The 14,893-nt window shown below is 70.7% G+C and carries 17 protein-coding genes; 8 read left to right on the top strand and 9 right to left on the bottom strand.

The features are described 5' to 3' along the window. The 4 genes from HNQ79_RS06115 to hemL form a co-directional block, all read right to left on the bottom strand. Nucleotides 1-621 carry a TlpA family protein disulfide reductase gene (locus tag HNQ79_RS06115; protein WP_185027812.1) on the bottom strand — a complete coding sequence of 207 codons (621 nt, stop codon included), beginning with the start codon at nucleotides 619-621 and terminating at the stop codon, nucleotides 1-3. An 85-nt stretch (nucleotides 622-706) separates the two neighbouring features. Then, the gene (locus HNQ79_RS06110) at nucleotides 707-1,954 is read right to left on the bottom strand and encodes a polysaccharide deacetylase family protein (protein ID WP_185027810.1); all 1,248 of its coding nucleotides are present in this window, start codon (nucleotides 1,952-1,954) and stop codon (nucleotides 707-709) included. Between the two features lie 159 nt (nucleotides 1,955-2,113). Next, nucleotides 2,114-2,815: a histidine phosphatase family protein gene (locus HNQ79_RS06105; RefSeq protein WP_185027808.1), complete on the bottom strand. Its 702-nt coding sequence runs from the start codon at nucleotides 2,813-2,815 to the stop codon at nucleotides 2,114-2,116. Further along, nucleotides 2,812-4,119, bottom strand: coding sequence for a glutamate-1-semialdehyde 2,1-aminomutase (hemL, locus tag HNQ79_RS06100; protein WP_185027806.1), 1,308 nt, complete (start codon nucleotides 4,117-4,119; stop codon nucleotides 2,812-2,814). The genes HNQ79_RS06105 and hemL overlap by 4 nt, the downstream gene beginning before the upstream one ends. 124 nt (nucleotides 4,120-4,243) lie before the next feature. On the opposite strand from hemL, the gene HNQ79_RS06095 reads away from it, so the two are divergent. Then, nucleotides 4,244-4,882: a hypothetical protein gene (locus HNQ79_RS06095; protein ID WP_185027804.1), complete on the top strand. Its 639-nt coding sequence runs from the start codon at nucleotides 4,244-4,246 to the stop codon at nucleotides 4,880-4,882. 175 nt (nucleotides 4,883-5,057) lie between these two features. Beyond that, nucleotides 5,058-5,246: a hypothetical protein gene (locus HNQ79_RS06090; RefSeq protein ID WP_185027802.1), complete on the top strand. Its 189-nt coding sequence runs from the start codon at nucleotides 5,058-5,060 to the stop codon at nucleotides 5,244-5,246. 69 nt (nucleotides 5,247-5,315) lie between these two features. Here the strand turns inward: HNQ79_RS06090 and HNQ79_RS06085 are convergent, their stop codons facing one another. Together HNQ79_RS06085 and HNQ79_RS06080 are read right to left on the bottom strand one after the other, a co-directional pair. Beyond that, nucleotides 5,316-5,681, bottom strand: coding sequence for a VOC family protein (locus HNQ79_RS06085; RefSeq protein ID WP_185027800.1), 366 nt, complete (start codon nucleotides 5,679-5,681; stop codon nucleotides 5,316-5,318). 152 nt (nucleotides 5,682-5,833) lie between these two features. Continuing rightward, the gene (locus HNQ79_RS06080) at nucleotides 5,834-6,262 is read right to left on the bottom strand and encodes a GNAT family N-acetyltransferase (protein ID WP_185027798.1); all 429 of its coding nucleotides are present in this window, start codon (nucleotides 6,260-6,262) and stop codon (nucleotides 5,834-5,836) included. A gap of 69 nt (nucleotides 6,263-6,331) precedes the next feature. Here HNQ79_RS06080 and HNQ79_RS06075 point away from each other — a divergent pair, with 69 nt between their 5' ends. Continuing rightward, a complete protein-coding gene (locus tag HNQ79_RS06075) occupies nucleotides 6,332-7,063 on the top strand; it encodes a Mut7-C RNAse domain-containing protein (protein WP_185027796.1) in 732 nt (243 codons plus the stop codon). Between the two features lie 313 nt (nucleotides 7,064-7,376). After that, nucleotides 7,377-8,831, top strand: a complete 1,455-nt coding sequence (locus HNQ79_RS06070; RefSeq protein ID WP_185027794.1) for an FAD-dependent oxidoreductase — start codon at nucleotides 7,377-7,379, stop codon at nucleotides 8,829-8,831. On the opposite strand, the gene HNQ79_RS06065 is transcribed toward HNQ79_RS06070, so the two are convergent. After that, on the bottom strand, nucleotides 8,822-9,307 hold the full coding sequence (locus HNQ79_RS06065) for a hypothetical protein (RefSeq protein ID WP_373312516.1): 486 nt from the start codon (nucleotides 9,305-9,307) through the stop codon (nucleotides 8,822-8,824). The two genes, HNQ79_RS06070 and HNQ79_RS06065, sit on opposite strands and share 10 nt — an antisense overlap. A 60-nt stretch (nucleotides 9,308-9,367) precedes the next feature. Here HNQ79_RS06065 and HNQ79_RS06060 point away from each other — a divergent pair, with 60 nt between their 5' ends. Together HNQ79_RS06060 and HNQ79_RS06055 are read left to right on the top strand one after the other, a co-directional pair. Beyond that, nucleotides 9,368-9,703: a YnfA family protein gene (locus HNQ79_RS06060; protein WP_185027792.1), complete on the top strand. Its 336-nt coding sequence runs from the start codon at nucleotides 9,368-9,370 to the stop codon at nucleotides 9,701-9,703. Between the two features lie 57 nt (nucleotides 9,704-9,760). Then, nucleotides 9,761-10,519: an SDR family NAD(P)-dependent oxidoreductase gene (locus tag HNQ79_RS06055; RefSeq protein ID WP_185027790.1), complete on the top strand. Its 759-nt coding sequence runs from the start codon at nucleotides 9,761-9,763 to the stop codon at nucleotides 10,517-10,519. Nucleotides 10,520-10,761: 242 nt separating this feature from the next. On the opposite strand, the gene HNQ79_RS06050 is transcribed toward HNQ79_RS06055, so the two are convergent. Continuing rightward, nucleotides 10,762-11,601 carry a pentapeptide repeat-containing protein gene (locus HNQ79_RS06050; protein WP_185027788.1) on the bottom strand — a complete coding sequence of 280 codons (840 nt, stop codon included), beginning with the start codon at nucleotides 11,599-11,601 and terminating at the stop codon, nucleotides 10,762-10,764. 149 nt (nucleotides 11,602-11,750) lie between these two features. Next, the gene (locus HNQ79_RS06045; RefSeq protein ID WP_185027786.1) at nucleotides 11,751-12,944 is read right to left on the bottom strand and encodes an RtcB family protein; all 1,194 of its coding nucleotides are present in this window, start codon (nucleotides 12,942-12,944) and stop codon (nucleotides 11,751-11,753) included. A 198-nt stretch (nucleotides 12,945-13,142) separates the two neighbouring features. On the opposite strand from HNQ79_RS06045, the gene HNQ79_RS06040 reads away from it, so the two are divergent. Both HNQ79_RS06040 and HNQ79_RS06035 read left to right on the top strand, forming a co-directional pair. Continuing rightward, entirely contained in the window at nucleotides 13,143-14,033 is an 891-nt protein-coding gene (locus HNQ79_RS06040; RefSeq protein ID WP_185028692.1) for a DUF3558 domain-containing protein, read from the top strand. A 51-nt stretch (nucleotides 14,034-14,084) separates the two neighbouring features. Then, the gene (locus tag HNQ79_RS06035; protein WP_185027784.1) at nucleotides 14,085-14,828 is read left to right on the top strand and encodes a DUF3558 family protein; all 744 of its coding nucleotides are present in this window, start codon (nucleotides 14,085-14,087) and stop codon (nucleotides 14,826-14,828) included. The last annotated feature ends 65 nt before the right edge of the window (nucleotides 14,829-14,893 follow it).

Here is a 14,893-nt window from a genome sequence, read left to right as displayed (position 1 = left end):
TCACTTCTCGGCCATCAGGGGGTCGATCATCTTGCGGAGCTTCTTCTCGCTGAGGGCGGCCAGGGAGCGGGCCGCGATCTTCCCGTCCTTGTCGATGACGATGGTGGACGGGATGGCCTGCGGGTTGAGGCTGCCCTTGGGGAAGCGCAGCATCAGCTTGCCGTCCGGGTCGTACAGGCTGGGGTACTCGATGCCCGCGTCCTTCTCGAACTCGATGGCCTGACCCTTCTGCGGGTCGCGCGCGTCGATGCCGAGGAACTCCACGTCCTTGTCCTTGAGCTCCTTGGAGACCTTCGCGAAGGTCGGCGCCTCCGCCCGGCAGGGCGGGCACCAGGAACCCCAGACGTTCACGACGACGACCTTGCCCTTGAGGGTGCTGGAGTCGAAGTCCTCGTCCTGGAGGGTCTTGCCGTCGAGCTTCGGGGCGGGCTTGCGGTCCGCCCTGGGGACGGTGTCGATGCTGTCCTTGCCCGCGACGAAGTTGCTTCCCCCGCCCGACGACTTGTCCCCCTCGCCACTGCACGCCGACAGCGCGAGAGCGCCGACGAGCGCACCGGTGACCACGAGTGCGGTACGGGAGGGGCGGGTCCGGCGGCTGCGGGGGGCGCGGGCAGGGCTCATGTGAAAAGTTTCGCATGGCAGTTCCATCGATCTTCCGCACCCCCCTACGTGCCCGCAAAGCCCCTTGTCAAGGGCACATAAGGGGCTATGCGGTGGACTTCAGGAAGGTTTTCCAGCCGCCGGCCGGCTTCTGCCCGACCTGAAGGGTGCGCAGCTTCGCGAGGACCTTCGGGTCCTGTACGTCGAGCCAGTCGACGTACTGCCGGAAGGAGACGAGGCGGGTGTCCTTCGTACCGGCGATGTGCTTGATGGCTTCCTCGACGGCGTCCATGTAGATGCCGCCGTTCCACTGCTCGAAGTGGTTGCCTATGTAGAGGGGGGCGCGGTTGGTGGTGTGGGCGCGCTTGAAGCCGTTGATGTACGCGCCCGCCGCCTCCTTCTTCCAGCCCGGGTAGCGCGCGGGCGGGCCCTTGGTGGAGTTCTTCGACTGGTTGGCGAGCATGTTGTAGTCCATCGACAGGACCTCGAAGGAGTGCCCCGGGAACGGCACCTGCTGCAGCGGCAGGTCCCAGATCCCCTTGCGCTTGACGGGCCACATCTGGTGGCCGCCGGGCGAGCTCGCGTCGTACCGCCAGCCCAGCTTCTTCGCGACGGGCAGCAGGTTGTCCTGGCCGAGGAGGCAGGGCGTGCGGGAGCCGACGAGTTCCTTCGAGTAGTCGAAGGGCAGCGGGTCGAGGTCGGTCCAGCCGGTGTTCGTCTTCCACTCGGTGACGAACTTCACGGCCTGGTCGATCTCGCTCTCCCACTGGGCGGGCGTCCACTTGGCGACCGAGCCGGAGCCCGCGCAGAAGTGACCGTTGAAGTGGGTGCCTATCTCGTGCCCTTCGAGCCACGCCTGACGCACGTACTTCAGGGTGTCCTTGATGTGCTCGTCGGTGAGGTAGCCGATGTCGGAGGCGCCGACGCGGTTGTTCGGCGGCTTGTACAGCTTCTGCTTGGACTCCGGCAGGAGGTAGAGCCCGGAGAGGAAGAACGTCATCGCCGCGTCGTGTTCCTGGGCGAGCTTCAGGAAGCGCGGGAAGAGGCCGTTGCCGACCTCGCCCGCGCCGTCCCAGGAGAAGATCACGAACTGTGGCGGGGCCTGACCGGGCTCCAGCGGAACCGGCTTCTCGGGCTGGTTCGGCTGCTTGCCGGTGTCGGCGGTCGAGCCGTCGCCGATGAGCTTGGCCTCGGCGGTCGGCTTCGGGGTGGCGCCGTCCTTGCCGGGCTGCTGCACGCCCTGGCCCTTGTCGTCGGACGCGGCGCCGTCGCCACCCTTGCAGGCGGCGAGACCGACCGCGGCGGCGACTCCCGCACCGGCTCCGAGCAGACCCCTTCGACTGATGTTGCGCATGATTCCCCATCCCGCGTTTCGTCGCGCCTTCGGCCCATCAACCCGTCACTGCCTCGGATGGACACAGCATTAGATGGCGCGACGAACACGCGGGTTCCGGCAAACCACACATAATTCGCTGGGTGTTCGCGGGATCACCCGCAGCTCACCGGGGCTGCTTCACGCGCCGAAGGCCTTGTCCTTGCCCTTCACCGGCTTCGCCCCGGCGAGCAGGTGCGCCGGTACGAGGTCCCGGGCGGGCTCGGTGTAGCCGACGGAGACGATCTTGTCCCCCTGGAAGGTGAACGTCGTCAGGGACGCCAGCGTGCACTGCCGCTTGCGCGGGTCGTGCCACAGCCGACGCCGCTCGACGAAGCTCCGTACCGTCCAGATCGGCAACTGGTGGCTGACGCACACCGCCTCGTGCCCGCGCGCGGCGTCACGGGCCGCGTGCAGGGCGCCCATCATCCGTACGACCTGCTCGACGTACGGCTCGCCCCAGGACGGCTGGAACGGGTTCGTCAGGTGCCTCCAGTTGGCGGGCCTGCGCAGCGCGCCGTCCCCGACGCCGAAGGTCTTGCCCTCGAAGACGTTGGCGGCCTCGATCAGCTTGGCGTCCGTCACGATGTCCAGGCCGTGCGACTTGGCGAGGGGCGTGGCGGTCTCCTGGGCGCGCTCCAGCGGGGAGGACACGACGTGCGTGATGTCCCGGCCCTGGAGGTGCTCGGCGACCCGGTCGGCCATCTGCCGGCCGAGGTCGGAGAGGTGGTACCCGGCACGGCGGCCGTAGAGGACACCGTCCGGGTTGTGCACCTCGCCGTGGCGCATCAGGTGGACGACCGTCATGTCGCCTCTGGACGTGCTGCTGGTGCTGCTGCTCATGCGGTGGCCTCTGCTGCGGCGCGGGCGGCGGCGGGCAGGGCGGCGGCGATGCGTTCGACGGCCTGCGCGTCGTGGGCGGTGGAGACGAAGTACGACTCGAACGCGGACGGCGGGAGGTAGACCCCCTGGGACAGCATCGAGTGGAAGAACGCGGTGAAGCGGAAGGACTCCTGCTTCCGCGCGTCGTCGTAGTCACGCACCTCGTCGGGCGTGAAGAAGACGGAGAACATGTTGCTGGCCGTCTGGAGGCGGTGCGCCACGCCCTCCTTGGTCAGCGCGCCGGTGATCAGCGCCTGGATCTCGGCGGAGACCGCGTTCACCTTCTCGTACGCCGCGTCGTCCAGCAGCCGCAGCTGCGCGAGACCGGCGGCGGTGGCGACCGGGTTCCCCGAGAGGGTGCCCGCCTGGTAGACGGGACCGACCGGAGCGAGGTGTTCCATGACGTCCTTGCGGCCGCCGAAGGCCGCCGCCGGGAAGCCGCCGCCCATGACCTTGCCGAAGGTCATCAGGTCCGGCTTCACCCCGTCGACGCCGTACCAACCGGCCTTGCTGGTGCGGAAGCCGGTCATCACCTCGTCGGAGATGTACAGGGCGCCGTTGTTCTCACAGGCCGCCTTCAGACCGGCGTTGAAGCCCTCGCCCGGCGGGACGACGCCCATGTTGCCGGGGGACGCCTCGGTGATCACGCAGGCGATCTCGCCGGGGTGCGCCCGGAAGGCCGCGTGAACCGCGTCCAGATCGTTGTACGGCAGGACGATCGTGTCGCCCGCCTGGGCGCCGGTGACGCCCGGAGTGTCCGGAAGTGCGAAGGTCGCCAGGCCCGAACCGGCGGCGGCGAGCAGCGCGTCCACGTGCCCGTGGTAGCAGCCGGCGAACTTGACGACCTTCGCGCGCCCGGTGAAACCGCGGGCGAGCCGGATGGCCGACATGGTCGCTTCCGTACCGCTGGAGACCAGTCGTACCTGCTCGACGGGCTCGATACGGGCGACGATCTCCTCGGCGAGCGCGACCTCGCCCTCACCGGGCGTACCGAAGGACGTACCGCGTGCCACGGCTTCCTGCACGGCGGCGACGACTTCCGGGTGCGCGTGGCCGAGGATCATCGGCCCCCACGAACACACGAGGTCGACGTACTCGCGTCCGTCGGCGTCGGTGAGGTACGGACCGGTACCGGACACCATGAACCGGGGCGTACCGCCCACGGCCTTGAAGGCCCGTACCGGGGAGTTCACGCCGCCGGGCGTCACGAGGGACGCGCGGTCGAAAAGCGTCTGCGAAACTGGGGCGTCATAGGGGAGGCTCACACAGCAATGGTGTCAGAGGCCCGCCCGGTCTCGCGGACAGGTGTTTCACCGCCCGGGGGCGGGGGAGGTCACTGGGACGATGATCGGGTTGCGCGGCCCAGGTCGCGAGTGGTCGGGTGGAGATATGCATCGCGGTGGCGGACTGGGCGAGGGGACCGACGACCTGGGTCCCGAGCGGGCTCGACGCGGGCGGCACCGCAGGCGGGAACGGGCGGCACGCACGGAAGCCGCTGCCGACCCCGGGGAAGCGGCGGCCGCCGCGGCTCCGGGCGTGCACTTGGGATCGGGTACGGGTACGGCGGGTACGGGAAGCAGGGCTGGCCGCGTGGGGGTGACCTACAAGTACTTCGGCGCCCCGAACGGCGCGACGGCCGCCCGCGTCCCCATTTCGATGCGCCCGGAGGAACTGGGCGGCGACGAACTGGGCATGGGCGGCATGTTCACGAAGATCAAGCCGGAGACGATGGCCGCGATGGTCCTCACCGGCATCCAGGGGATACCCCTGCACAAGGTCCCGCCACTGGAACTGGTCGTCCTGCACCCCGACTACGCCGTGGTGAAGCTCCCCATGACGGTCGTCGACCCGCTGCGCGGCATCGGCGAGGAATCGGTCGGGGCGGCGGCGTTCATCTGGTCGACGGTCCCCGACCGGGGCGGCCCGAGCGACGCGTTCAACGTCTACCAACTCCTGCACGAGTGGCAGGACTTCAGCCACCGGCTGCACGAGGCGGGCCACCAGGCGTACTGCCTGGTGTGGCCCTGAGACCGACAGCCGACAACTCCCCGCCGCCGCCGTGCGCACGGCCTGCGAAGGCCCGCCGCTTCCCCGCCCCCTCACTCTCCGCACCCCGGGGACGGGGTCCCTCGGCCGCGGTTTTCAGGACAATCTCAGGTGCGCGCAATGCCGATTGTCAGTGCCGACCCCTAGGGTTGTCCGCATGTCCTTCACCTCTCCTACTCCCGCCTCCCCCGGTTCCGCCCGCCCCGCCGCCGTCGTCAACGCCGAGATCCGCGCGCTCTGGTCGTGCACGGACGGGGCGCTGTCGTCGGCCGACGAGGCGCGGTACCAGGAGCTGCTGGTGGAGTGGGCGGAGGCGGTACGGGCGGCCCTGGTCAAAGCCGCGTAGCCGACCGGACCGACCGGATCCGGCCAAACACGGGCCGCCCCCGCACCCGGCGCGAACGCCGGACGGACCTCACTCCCTGCACAGACAGAACGGGTGACCCGCCGGGTCCGCGTACACCCGGAAGCTGCGCTGCCGGTCGTCGGCGTCGAGCACCTTCGCCCCGAGCGCCAGCACCTGCTCCTCCGCCTTGTCCAGGTCGGGCACGTCGAAGTCCAGGTGCAGCTGCTGGGAATTGTGCCCGGCGTTCGGCCACTCCGGCGGACGGTGGCCGGCGACCCGCTGGAACGCGATGCGGTGCCCGCCGGGGGCGCTCAGCACCCACCAGTCGTCGTCGCTCCGCTCCACCTCGCCGCCGAGAATGTCCGCGTAGAACGCGGAGAGCGTCGCCGGGTCGGGGCAGTCGAGCGCGACCAGGTCGTACTTGGCGATGGGCATGGGGCTCTTCCTCTCGTCACGATCATGAGCGTCGTACGCAGGACGGGTTCCCGTTCGTGCCCCGGATCACGCCACCGCACGGGTGGAACACCCCGCGGACCCTCGGGAACACCCCGCGGACCCTCGGGAACCCCCCGCGGACCTTCCGGAATCTAGAGGTCCTTCTGGAAGTGGAAGGCGGCGATTTCCATCCGCTCCCGCAGATAGAACTGGTGCGCCCGGGTGCGCTGGGTCCCCGAGTCCAGCACCAGCTTGTGGGCGCCCGCCTCCCGCCCCCGGTCCTGGAGGTAGCCGAGCAGGTGCGCGCCCACCCCGGTCGAACGGGCGTGCCCGGCGGTCACCAGGTCGTCGACGAACAGCATCCGCAGCGTGCTGGTGTTGACGACGACCCGCCAGCCCGCCGCCCCCACGCACACGCCCTCGTCGTCGTAGGCCGCGGAGAACCGGAGCCCGACCGGGTGACCCTCCTCGTACACCTCGGTGAAGGTCTCCGGGGTCAGGTGGGGCCGCAGTTCGAGGAGGACGGGCAGCAGGTCGGACAGGAGGCGCGGGTCGCCGGGTGCGAGATCGATGGTCTTCATCGCGGCAGCGTAGAACAGCAGTTCCGAAACCCCGATGCCGGGCGGGCGCCCCGGTGGCATCCTGACGGCGTGAACGGACCGCAGATCCAGATCAGTTTCGCGCCCGAGCTGCACCTCTTCCTCGCCCCCGGCCGCCGGGCGGGCCGCACCGATGTCGTCACCGACGGGGCGTCCACGCTGGGCCACGTCGTGGAGTCCCTCGGCGTGCCGCTCACCGAGGCCGGCGACCTGTACGTGGACGGGCGCACGGTGTCCGTCGCACACGTACCGGCCGCCGGGGAACGGGTGGAGGTACGGGCGGTGGCACGCCCGCAGTCCGTCCCGGGCGCGCCGCTGCGCTTCCTGCTCGACGTGCACCTGGGGACGCTCGCCCGCCGTCTGCGACTGCTCGGCGTGGACACGGCGTACTTCAGCGAGGACGTCGGCGACCCCGCCCTCGCCACGTACTCCGCCCGCGACCGCCGGGTCCTGCTCTCCCGGGACCGGGGGCTGCTGCGACGGCGCGAACTGTGGGCGGGCGCGTACGTCTACAGCGACCAGCCCGACGAGCAACTCCGCGACGTCCTCGGCCGCTTCGCCCCGGCCCTCTCCCCCTGGACCCGGTGCACCGCCTGCAACGGCGACCTGGAGCCCGCCACCAAGGACTTCGTCGCCGGCCTCCTCCAGGGCGGCACGGAACGCACCTACGACGTCTTCGCCCAGTGCACCGCCTGCGAACGCCCGTACTGGCGCGGCGCCCACCACGCCCGTCTCGCCGCCCTCGTACAAACCACCCTCACCGAATTCCCCCCACCCCCATAACCCCCTTGGCCGGCGCCCCCAACCTCCCGCAGCCCCCTTGGCCGGCGCCCCCAACCTCCCGCAGCCCCCTTGGCCGGCGCCCCCAACCTCCCGCAGCCCCCTTGGGCGGCGGGGCCGCCCCCCGGGGGCGGAACGGGCGGGCAAGGGGGCGGCCCCCACCGGACGGTGCACCCCTCACCCCGCGCCCCCCACCTCACGCCCCACCACCCCCGTACGCGCACCCCTGCATACCCCCGCCCACACCCCCCGTACACGCACCAACCCCCGCCCTCCCCCACGTGTACAACCCCCCACACCCGGGGAGTGTCCGCCCATGCCGACCCCCAACCACACCACCCCGCCCCCGCACCCCGACGTTCTCGTCGTCGGCGCCGGCCCCACCGGCCTCCTCCTCGCCGGCGACCTCGCCGCCGCCGGCCTGGACGTCACCCTCGTGGAGCGCCGCCCGCACACCGCCGCCAACCTCACCCGCGCCTTCGCCGTGCACGCCCGCACCCTCGAAGTGCTCGACGCCCGCAACCTCGCCGACGAACTCCTCAAGACCGGCCGCCCCCTCACCCGGCTCAACATGTTCGGCAACCTCTCCCTCGACCTCACCCGCCTCCGCTCCCGCTTCCCCCTCGTCCTCATCACCCCCCAGTACGAGATCGAGCAGCTCCTGGAGCGCCGCGCCCGCGCCGCCGGGGTCGACTTCCGCTACGGCACCGAACTCGTCTCCCTCACCCCGCACACCACGGCCGTCTCCGCGCAACTCCGCAGCCCGGATGGCGAGTTGACGGAACTGGACGCCACCTACCTGGTGGGCGCGGACGGCGTCCGCAGCACCGTCCGCGAGGCGCTCGGGCTGCCGTTCCCCGGCGAATCCGTCATCAAGTCGATCGTCCTGGCCGACGTACGCCTCGCGGACGAACCCGACACCGTCCTCACCATCGGCGGCCGGGGCGACGCCTTCACGTTCATGGTCCCGTTCGGCGACGGCTACCACCGGGTGATGGGCTGGGACCGCACCCACGAGGTCCCCGAGTCCGACCCGCTCGACCTGGACGAGGTCCGCCGCATCGCCCGTACCGCCCTCGGCGACGACTTCGGCATGCACGACCCCCGGTTCCTCTCCCGCTTCCACAGCGACGAACGCCAGGTCCCCTCCTACCGCGCCGGCCGTGTCTTCCTCGCGGGCGACGCCGCCCATGTCCACTCCCCGGCCGGCGGCCAGGGCATGAACACCGGCCTTCAGGACGCCGCCAACCTCTCCTGGAAGCTCGCCGCCGTCCTGCGCGGACGTGCCGAGGACACCCTCCTCGACACGTACCACGACGAACGCCACCCGGTCGGCACGATGGTCCTGCGCTCCAGCGGCGCCCTGATCCGCGTCGCCATGGCCCACACCCCGCTCCAGCGCGCGGGCCGCACCGTCGCCACCCGCCTCTTCAACACCCTGCGTCCCGTCACCTCACGGGCGATGGGCATGATCTCCGGCATCGGCATCTCGTACGGCAGGCCGCGCGGCGCCCACCCGCTGGTCGGCCGCCGCGTCCCCGACCTGGCCCTTGCCGAGGGCCGGCTGTACGAGCTGCTGCGCAGGGGCGAGTACGTCCTGGTCGCGGCGGCCGACGGGCCGCTCCCCGCCGACGTACCGCCGCACACCGTACGGGCGCACTGGGCCCGCGAGTCCTCGCTGCTGGTACGGCCGGACGGATACGCGGCCTGGGCAGCGGACGCCCCCCGCAGGCGAACCCGTACCGGGAAGCGGAACCGGCCTCAGAAGTAGTAGACGTCACCCGTGGCGGGCGCCAGCACCCGCTGGCGGTCGTTGCCGGGGTTCGCGTCCCGCACCCGCGTGCCGGGTTCGGCGGGGCCGGTCCGTACCGTACGCACCTCCACCACGACCTCCGCGGGCGCGCCCTTCACCCGCAGGCCGAAGTCCAGGACCCGGCCGCCCGCCGCCCCGGCGCGCAACTCGCCGGTCTCGCAGACCACCGCGGCGGGCCCGGAGCGCTCGCAGCCCCGCGGCAAGCGTCCTTCGACCGGCGCGGAGAACGACACCCGCACCGCGCCCGAGGCCAGGCTGTCGGGTCCGTGGTTCCAGGACCGCAACTGCATGGTCAGCCGGCCGCCCTCGTACACGACGTACCCGTGGTGCCCGAGATCGGCCTCACCGTCGTCCGCGAACGCGGCCCCCGCCGGACAGAGCAGCACTGCGACCAGCACCAACAGCCCCTTGCGCAACAGAGATGTCATGGTCACCGGCCTACCCGTTTCCTCTCGTACCGCTCGTGGGTGCGCGCACATGCCACCCTTATGCGCATGTCCGTACCCCGCTCAGCAGCTCTTTTCCTCCTCGCCGCGCTCTTCGAGATCGGTGGCGCCTGGCTCGTCTGGCAGGGCGTCAGGGAACACAAGGGCTGGATCTGGATCGGTGCGGGCGTCCTCGCCCTCGGCCTCTACGGCTTCGTCGCCACCCTCCAGCCGGACGGCGACTTCGGCCGCATCCTCGCCGCGTACGGCGGCGTCTTCGTCGCCGGCTCGATCGCCTGGGGAATGGTCGCCGACGGCTACCGCCCGGACCGGTGGGACATCGCGGGCGCGCTGGTCTGCCTGCTCGGCATGGCCCTGATCATGTACGCCCCGAGAGGCCGCTGACCCCGCCCCGCCTATCCTCGTAGCTGACGCGAACCCTTACGCACGAGGAGCAGCCGCATGCCCAGCGCCCCCATCGCCGTCGTCACCGGAGCGAGCAGCGGAATCGGCGCGGCCACGGCCCGGCAGCTCGCCGCCTCCGGCTACCGCGTCGTTCTCACCGCCCGCCGCAAGGACCGCATCGAGGCGCTCGCCGAGGAGATCACGGCCGCCGGGCACCAGGCCATGCCGTACGCCCTGGACGTCACCGACCGGGCAGCCGTCGACGAGTTCGCGACCGCGTTCCGCTCCGTCGCGGTACTCGTCAACAACGCGGGCGGCGCGCTCGGCGCCGACCCGGTCGCCACGGCGGACCCCGCCGACTGGCGCCAGATGTACGAGACGAACGTCCTCGGCACCCTCAACCTCACCCAGGCCCTGCTTCCCGCCCTCACCGCCTCCGGGGACGGCACGATCGTCGTCGTCTCCTCCACGGCGGGCCACGGCACGTACGAGGGCGGCGGCGGCTACGTGGCCGCCAAGCACGGCTCCCACGTCCTCGCCGAAACCCTCCGCCTGGAGATCGTCGGCACCCCGGTTCGCGTCATCGAGATCGCCCCCGGCATGGTCAAGACGGAGGAGTTCGCCCTGACCCGCTTCGACGGCGACGCGGAAAAGGCAGCCAAGGTCTACGCGGGCGTGGACGCCCCCCTGACGGCCTCCGACGTCGCCGAAACGATCACGTGGGCGGTCACCCGTCCCAGCCACGTCAACATCGACCTCCTGGTGGTCCGCCCCCGCGCCCAAGCCTCCAACACCAAAATCCACCGCCGGCCCTGACGTCAGCCCCCTTGGGTGGCGGGCCCGCCCTGCGCCCGCCTCCTTGGGCGGCGCGGCCCCTCACCTCCCCGGTAGCTCCCTTGGGCGGCGAAGCCGCCCCGGGGGCGGAACGGGCGGGCAAGGGGCGGCCCTCACCGGACGGTGCCCACTCGCCCCTACGCCCCGCCTCCCGACGAACGCCCACCCCACACCGCCGCAAACCCAGCCGACCCCGCCCCCGACGCACGCCCCAGACCCCGGCCCTACCCCCAGTGCCCCGGCCTCTCCACCCGCACCGGAATCCGCGTCCCCCCGTCCCCCCGAGCCGCGTTCACCTGCGTCTGCGTCAGGAACAGCGCCGCACTCAGATCCGCCCCCCGCACATCCGCGTCGCGGAAATCCGCCCCGATCACATCGGCCCCCCGCAGGTCCGCCCCGCTCAGATCGGCGGCGATCACGTACGCGCCCCGCAGGTTCACCCCGCGCAGGTCGGCCCCACTGCGCCGGGCGCCCATCAGGTCCGCGCCCCGCAGGTCGGTCTTCCGCTTCTTCCCGTTCTTCCTCGGCGGCACGGCGGCAGCCCACTCACGCCTGACCAGTTCGCTCACCCGCACCAGCACCCCGTTCACCTTCTGCCGGTGCTCCTCCACGTCGAGCGCCACCAGTTCCTCGGCGCTCCCCCGGGTCAGCTCCTCGGTCTCGTCCCGCAACGCACGCAGCTCCCCGTGCACGGCCCGGGCCGCGTCCTCCCGGAGCCCCGCCTCCACGTACCAGAGCAGCTCGTGCAACTGCTTCATCACCGGCAGCAGAGCGAACATCAGCTCCGAACTCCCGGGCTCGGCACGCCAGCTCACCCCGTCGAACGTCACCTGCGACAGCTTCTGCCCCGCCCCGAAGCAGTCGTACACGGTGCACCCGGGAAACCCCTCGCCCCGCAGCCGCGAATGAATCCCGCACCCGAAGTCCTCGGCGAGGTGGGGGCACGGTTTCCCGATCGGCTTGTCGATGGCGAAGTCCGACGACTTCGTCAACGTCAACGCCACACAGCACAGCCCGAAGCAGTTCCCGCAGTCGGAGCGCAGGTGGGAGTTCATCTCGGGCATGGTCGGGGCTCCACGGGTATGGCGGTACGGGACGAAGAAACGGTGTCGGCACGGTGTCGGGGACCCGGACACACTACGCGGGCACGGCGAAACGGACGGGCCCCCGGCACGCTGTCCGGGCCCGTCCGCCTCGTCCGCCGGGCTTGCGCTCAGCCCTTGACGCAGATGACCTGCTTCAGCTTCGCGACGACCTCCACCAGGTCCCGCTGCTGGTCGATGACCTGCTCGATCGGCTTGTACGCGGCCGGGATCTCGTCGACGACGCCGGAGTCCTTGCGGCACTCGACGCCGCGCGTCTGCTCCTCCAGGTCCCGTGTCGAGAACCGGCGCTTCGCCGCGCTGCGGCTCATCCGACGGCCCGCGCCGTGCGACGCCGAGTTGAAGGACGCCTCGTTGCCGAGCCCCTTCACGATGTACGAGCCGGCGCCCATCGAGCCGGGGATGATTCCGTACTCGCCGGAGCCGGCCCGGATCGCGCCCTTTCGTGTCACCAGCAGGTCCACTCCGTCATAGCGTTCCTCGCTCAAGTAGTTGTGGTGACAACTGATGACTTCACCGAAGGTGACCCTGGCCTTCTGGAACTCGCGTCGGACGACATCCTGCGAGAGCCTCATCATGATCGCGCGGTTGTACTTCGCGTATTCCTGGGCCCAGAAGAGGTCGTTGCGGTACGCGGCCATTTGAGGGGTGTCCGCGATGAAGACCGCCAGGTCCCGCTCGACCAGGTTCTTGTTGTGCGGGAGGTTCTGCGCCACCCCGATGTGGTGGTCGGCGAGCTCCTTGCCGATGTTCCGCGAACCGGAGTGCAGCATGATCCAGACAGAATTGTCTGAATCAAGGCAAAGTTCCCAAAAGTGATTTCCCGCGCCAAGGGTGCCCATCTGCTTACCGGCCCGGCCCCTTCGGAACTTGACCGCCTCCGCCACCCCCTCGAACCGCCCCCAGAAGTCCTCCCACCCGGCCGTCGCGAAGCCGTGCAGGCGGCTCGGGTCCACCGGGCCGTCGTGCATGCCGCGTCCCACCGGGATCGCCTGTTCGATCTTCGAGCGGAGGCGGGAGAGGTCACCGGGGAGGTCGTTGGCGGTGAGGGAGGTCTTGACGGCGGACATCCCGCAGCCGATGTCGACGCCGACCGCCGCCGGACAGACCGCTCCCTGCATGGCGATGACCGAGCCGACGGTGGCGCCCTTGCCGTAGTGGACATCCGGCATGACGGCCAGGCCCTTGATCCATGGCAGGGTGGCGACGTTGCGGAGCTGCTGCATCGCACCGTCCTCCACCGACCCCGGGTCGGCCCACATGCGGATCGGCACCTTCGCACCCGGTACCTCTGTGTACGACATTTCCCCTCGATTCCCCCGAGACGTCGAATCCCCCGAGATGCAGACAAAGTTCGCGGAACGCAAAAAGTGTGGGAAATGGCCGCGGAAAGGACAACGGACCGGCATCCACACCGGCGTGTGCGATACACATTGTGGTCATCGGCCTCCTCCGGGCGGCAACTACTTTTCCTCCGAAGGAGGCCTGGGAACGTGCCGCGAATGTCGTCCGCGTACGTCAAGGGGCGCGTACCTGGCCTCGTACTGATCGCCGCCCTCGCCGTGGGTGCCGCCGGGTGTTCCGGCGGGGGGCCGGGCGACGACGGCGCCTCCGACGCCAAGTCCGGCGGGTCCGCCGTACCGGCCGCCCAGCCCGGCAAGTACCGCACGCTCCCCGAGCCCTGCCGGATCGTGGAGCGCTCGCTGCTGCAGACGATGCTGCCGGGGGGCGCCGTGCTGCCGGAGGACCAGCAGCGGAAGCTGTTCGCGGGTGAGCCGGCGGTGACGTTCGACACGGACCGGCGGGTCGGCTGCCGCTGGAAGGCGGAGTCCCCGGAGGCCACCCATCAGCTGTCCGTGGCTTTCGACCGTGTCGTCTCCTACGACGACGCGGTGAGCGACGACGACCGGGCGCAGGCGGTGTACGCGAAGCTGCTGGACGCGGCCGACCTGCCGGTTCCGCCGGATCCGGTGACGTCGTCGGGGTCACCGACGGGTCCGCCGGAAACGTCCGGACAGCCCGGTCGGCACGCCGGACAGACCGGGTCCCCCTCCGGCACGCCGGCCGCCCCGCCCACCTCGGCCGGTGCCTCCGATTCCCCTTCCACTACGGCGACGCCTCCCGCCGACCCCGACCTCTCCGAGCTGCAACCCCGTACCCTCGGCGGTCTCGGGGACGCGGCGTTCCTGAACGACGAGCTGAAGAAGGCCGGGTCGTCGCCCGCGCAGGACCGCACGGTGTCGGTCGTCTTCCGCACGTCGAACGTGGTCGTGAGCATCGAGTACGGCGAGCAGCCGGGCGGCGGCGGTCAGGTCCCGGACAGCAGAACGCTCCAGGACCGGGTCCAGACGCTGGCCCGTAAACTCGCCGAGCAGTTCTCCGGCAGCGAGTGACACGACAGCGAGCCCGTATCGCAGACGATGAGTGAAGGAACCACAGGAACCATGCACCGTAAAGCCCCCCGTATCGCCCGCATTCTGACCTGCGCGGTAGCCGTTCCGGCACTGTTCGCGGTGGCCGGCTGTTCGTCGGACTCCGGTTCCGGTTCCGCCTCCGGTTCCGACGGCGGTACGAAGAAGGACCAGGGCGCCGACACCGCGAAGCAGACGCCTTCGGCGCCGCCCGCGACCGTGCCCCCGGCGAAGTTCGCGAAGCTCCCGGACGCGTGCAAGGCGCTGGCCAAGAAGACGATCGAGGAGCTCGTGCCGAAGGCCGAGAAGGCTGCGGGCGAGCCGGACGCCTCGTCGGACCCGGAGAAGCGGCGCGGCTGTTCCTGGAAGGGTCTCGACGACAAGGGCCAGCAGGGTTCGCAGTACCACTACCTGACGTTCTCGATGCACCGCTTCGAGTCGAACCCGGCTCTCGGCACCGGCGAGAAGCGCGCCGAGGAGCAGGTGGGGAAGAACGTCAACAAGTTCCAGGGCAAGGAAGGCGCGAAGGACATCCGGTCCAACGCGGTCAGCGGCATCGGCGATCAGGCGTCGACCGTGTCGTACGGGGCCAGGGAGGGCGGCACGGACTTCGAACACGCCGTCGTGGTGACCCGTACGGCCAACGTCGTCGTCACGCTGGACTACAACGGCGCGGGGTACTCGGGCGCGAAGGTGCCGGCCTCGGCGGAGCTGATGAAGGGCGCGCAGAAGGCGGCGAAGGAGGTCGTGGCGTCGATCGCCACGGCGAACAAGTAGTCGGCAGGCACCACGGCCAACGAGCAGTCGGGCGGGCGCCGGTGCCGTAGTCAACGACTTGACTA

Origin of the sequence: Streptomyces candidus, from assembly GCF_014207445.1 — a bacterium.
GTDB classification, from domain to species: Bacteria; Actinomycetota; Actinomycetes; order Streptomycetales; family Streptomycetaceae; genus Streptomyces; species Streptomyces candidus.
The sequence above is the reverse complement of the archived record's forward strand: the minus strand, read 5'-3'. Positions and strand labels throughout refer to the sequence as shown.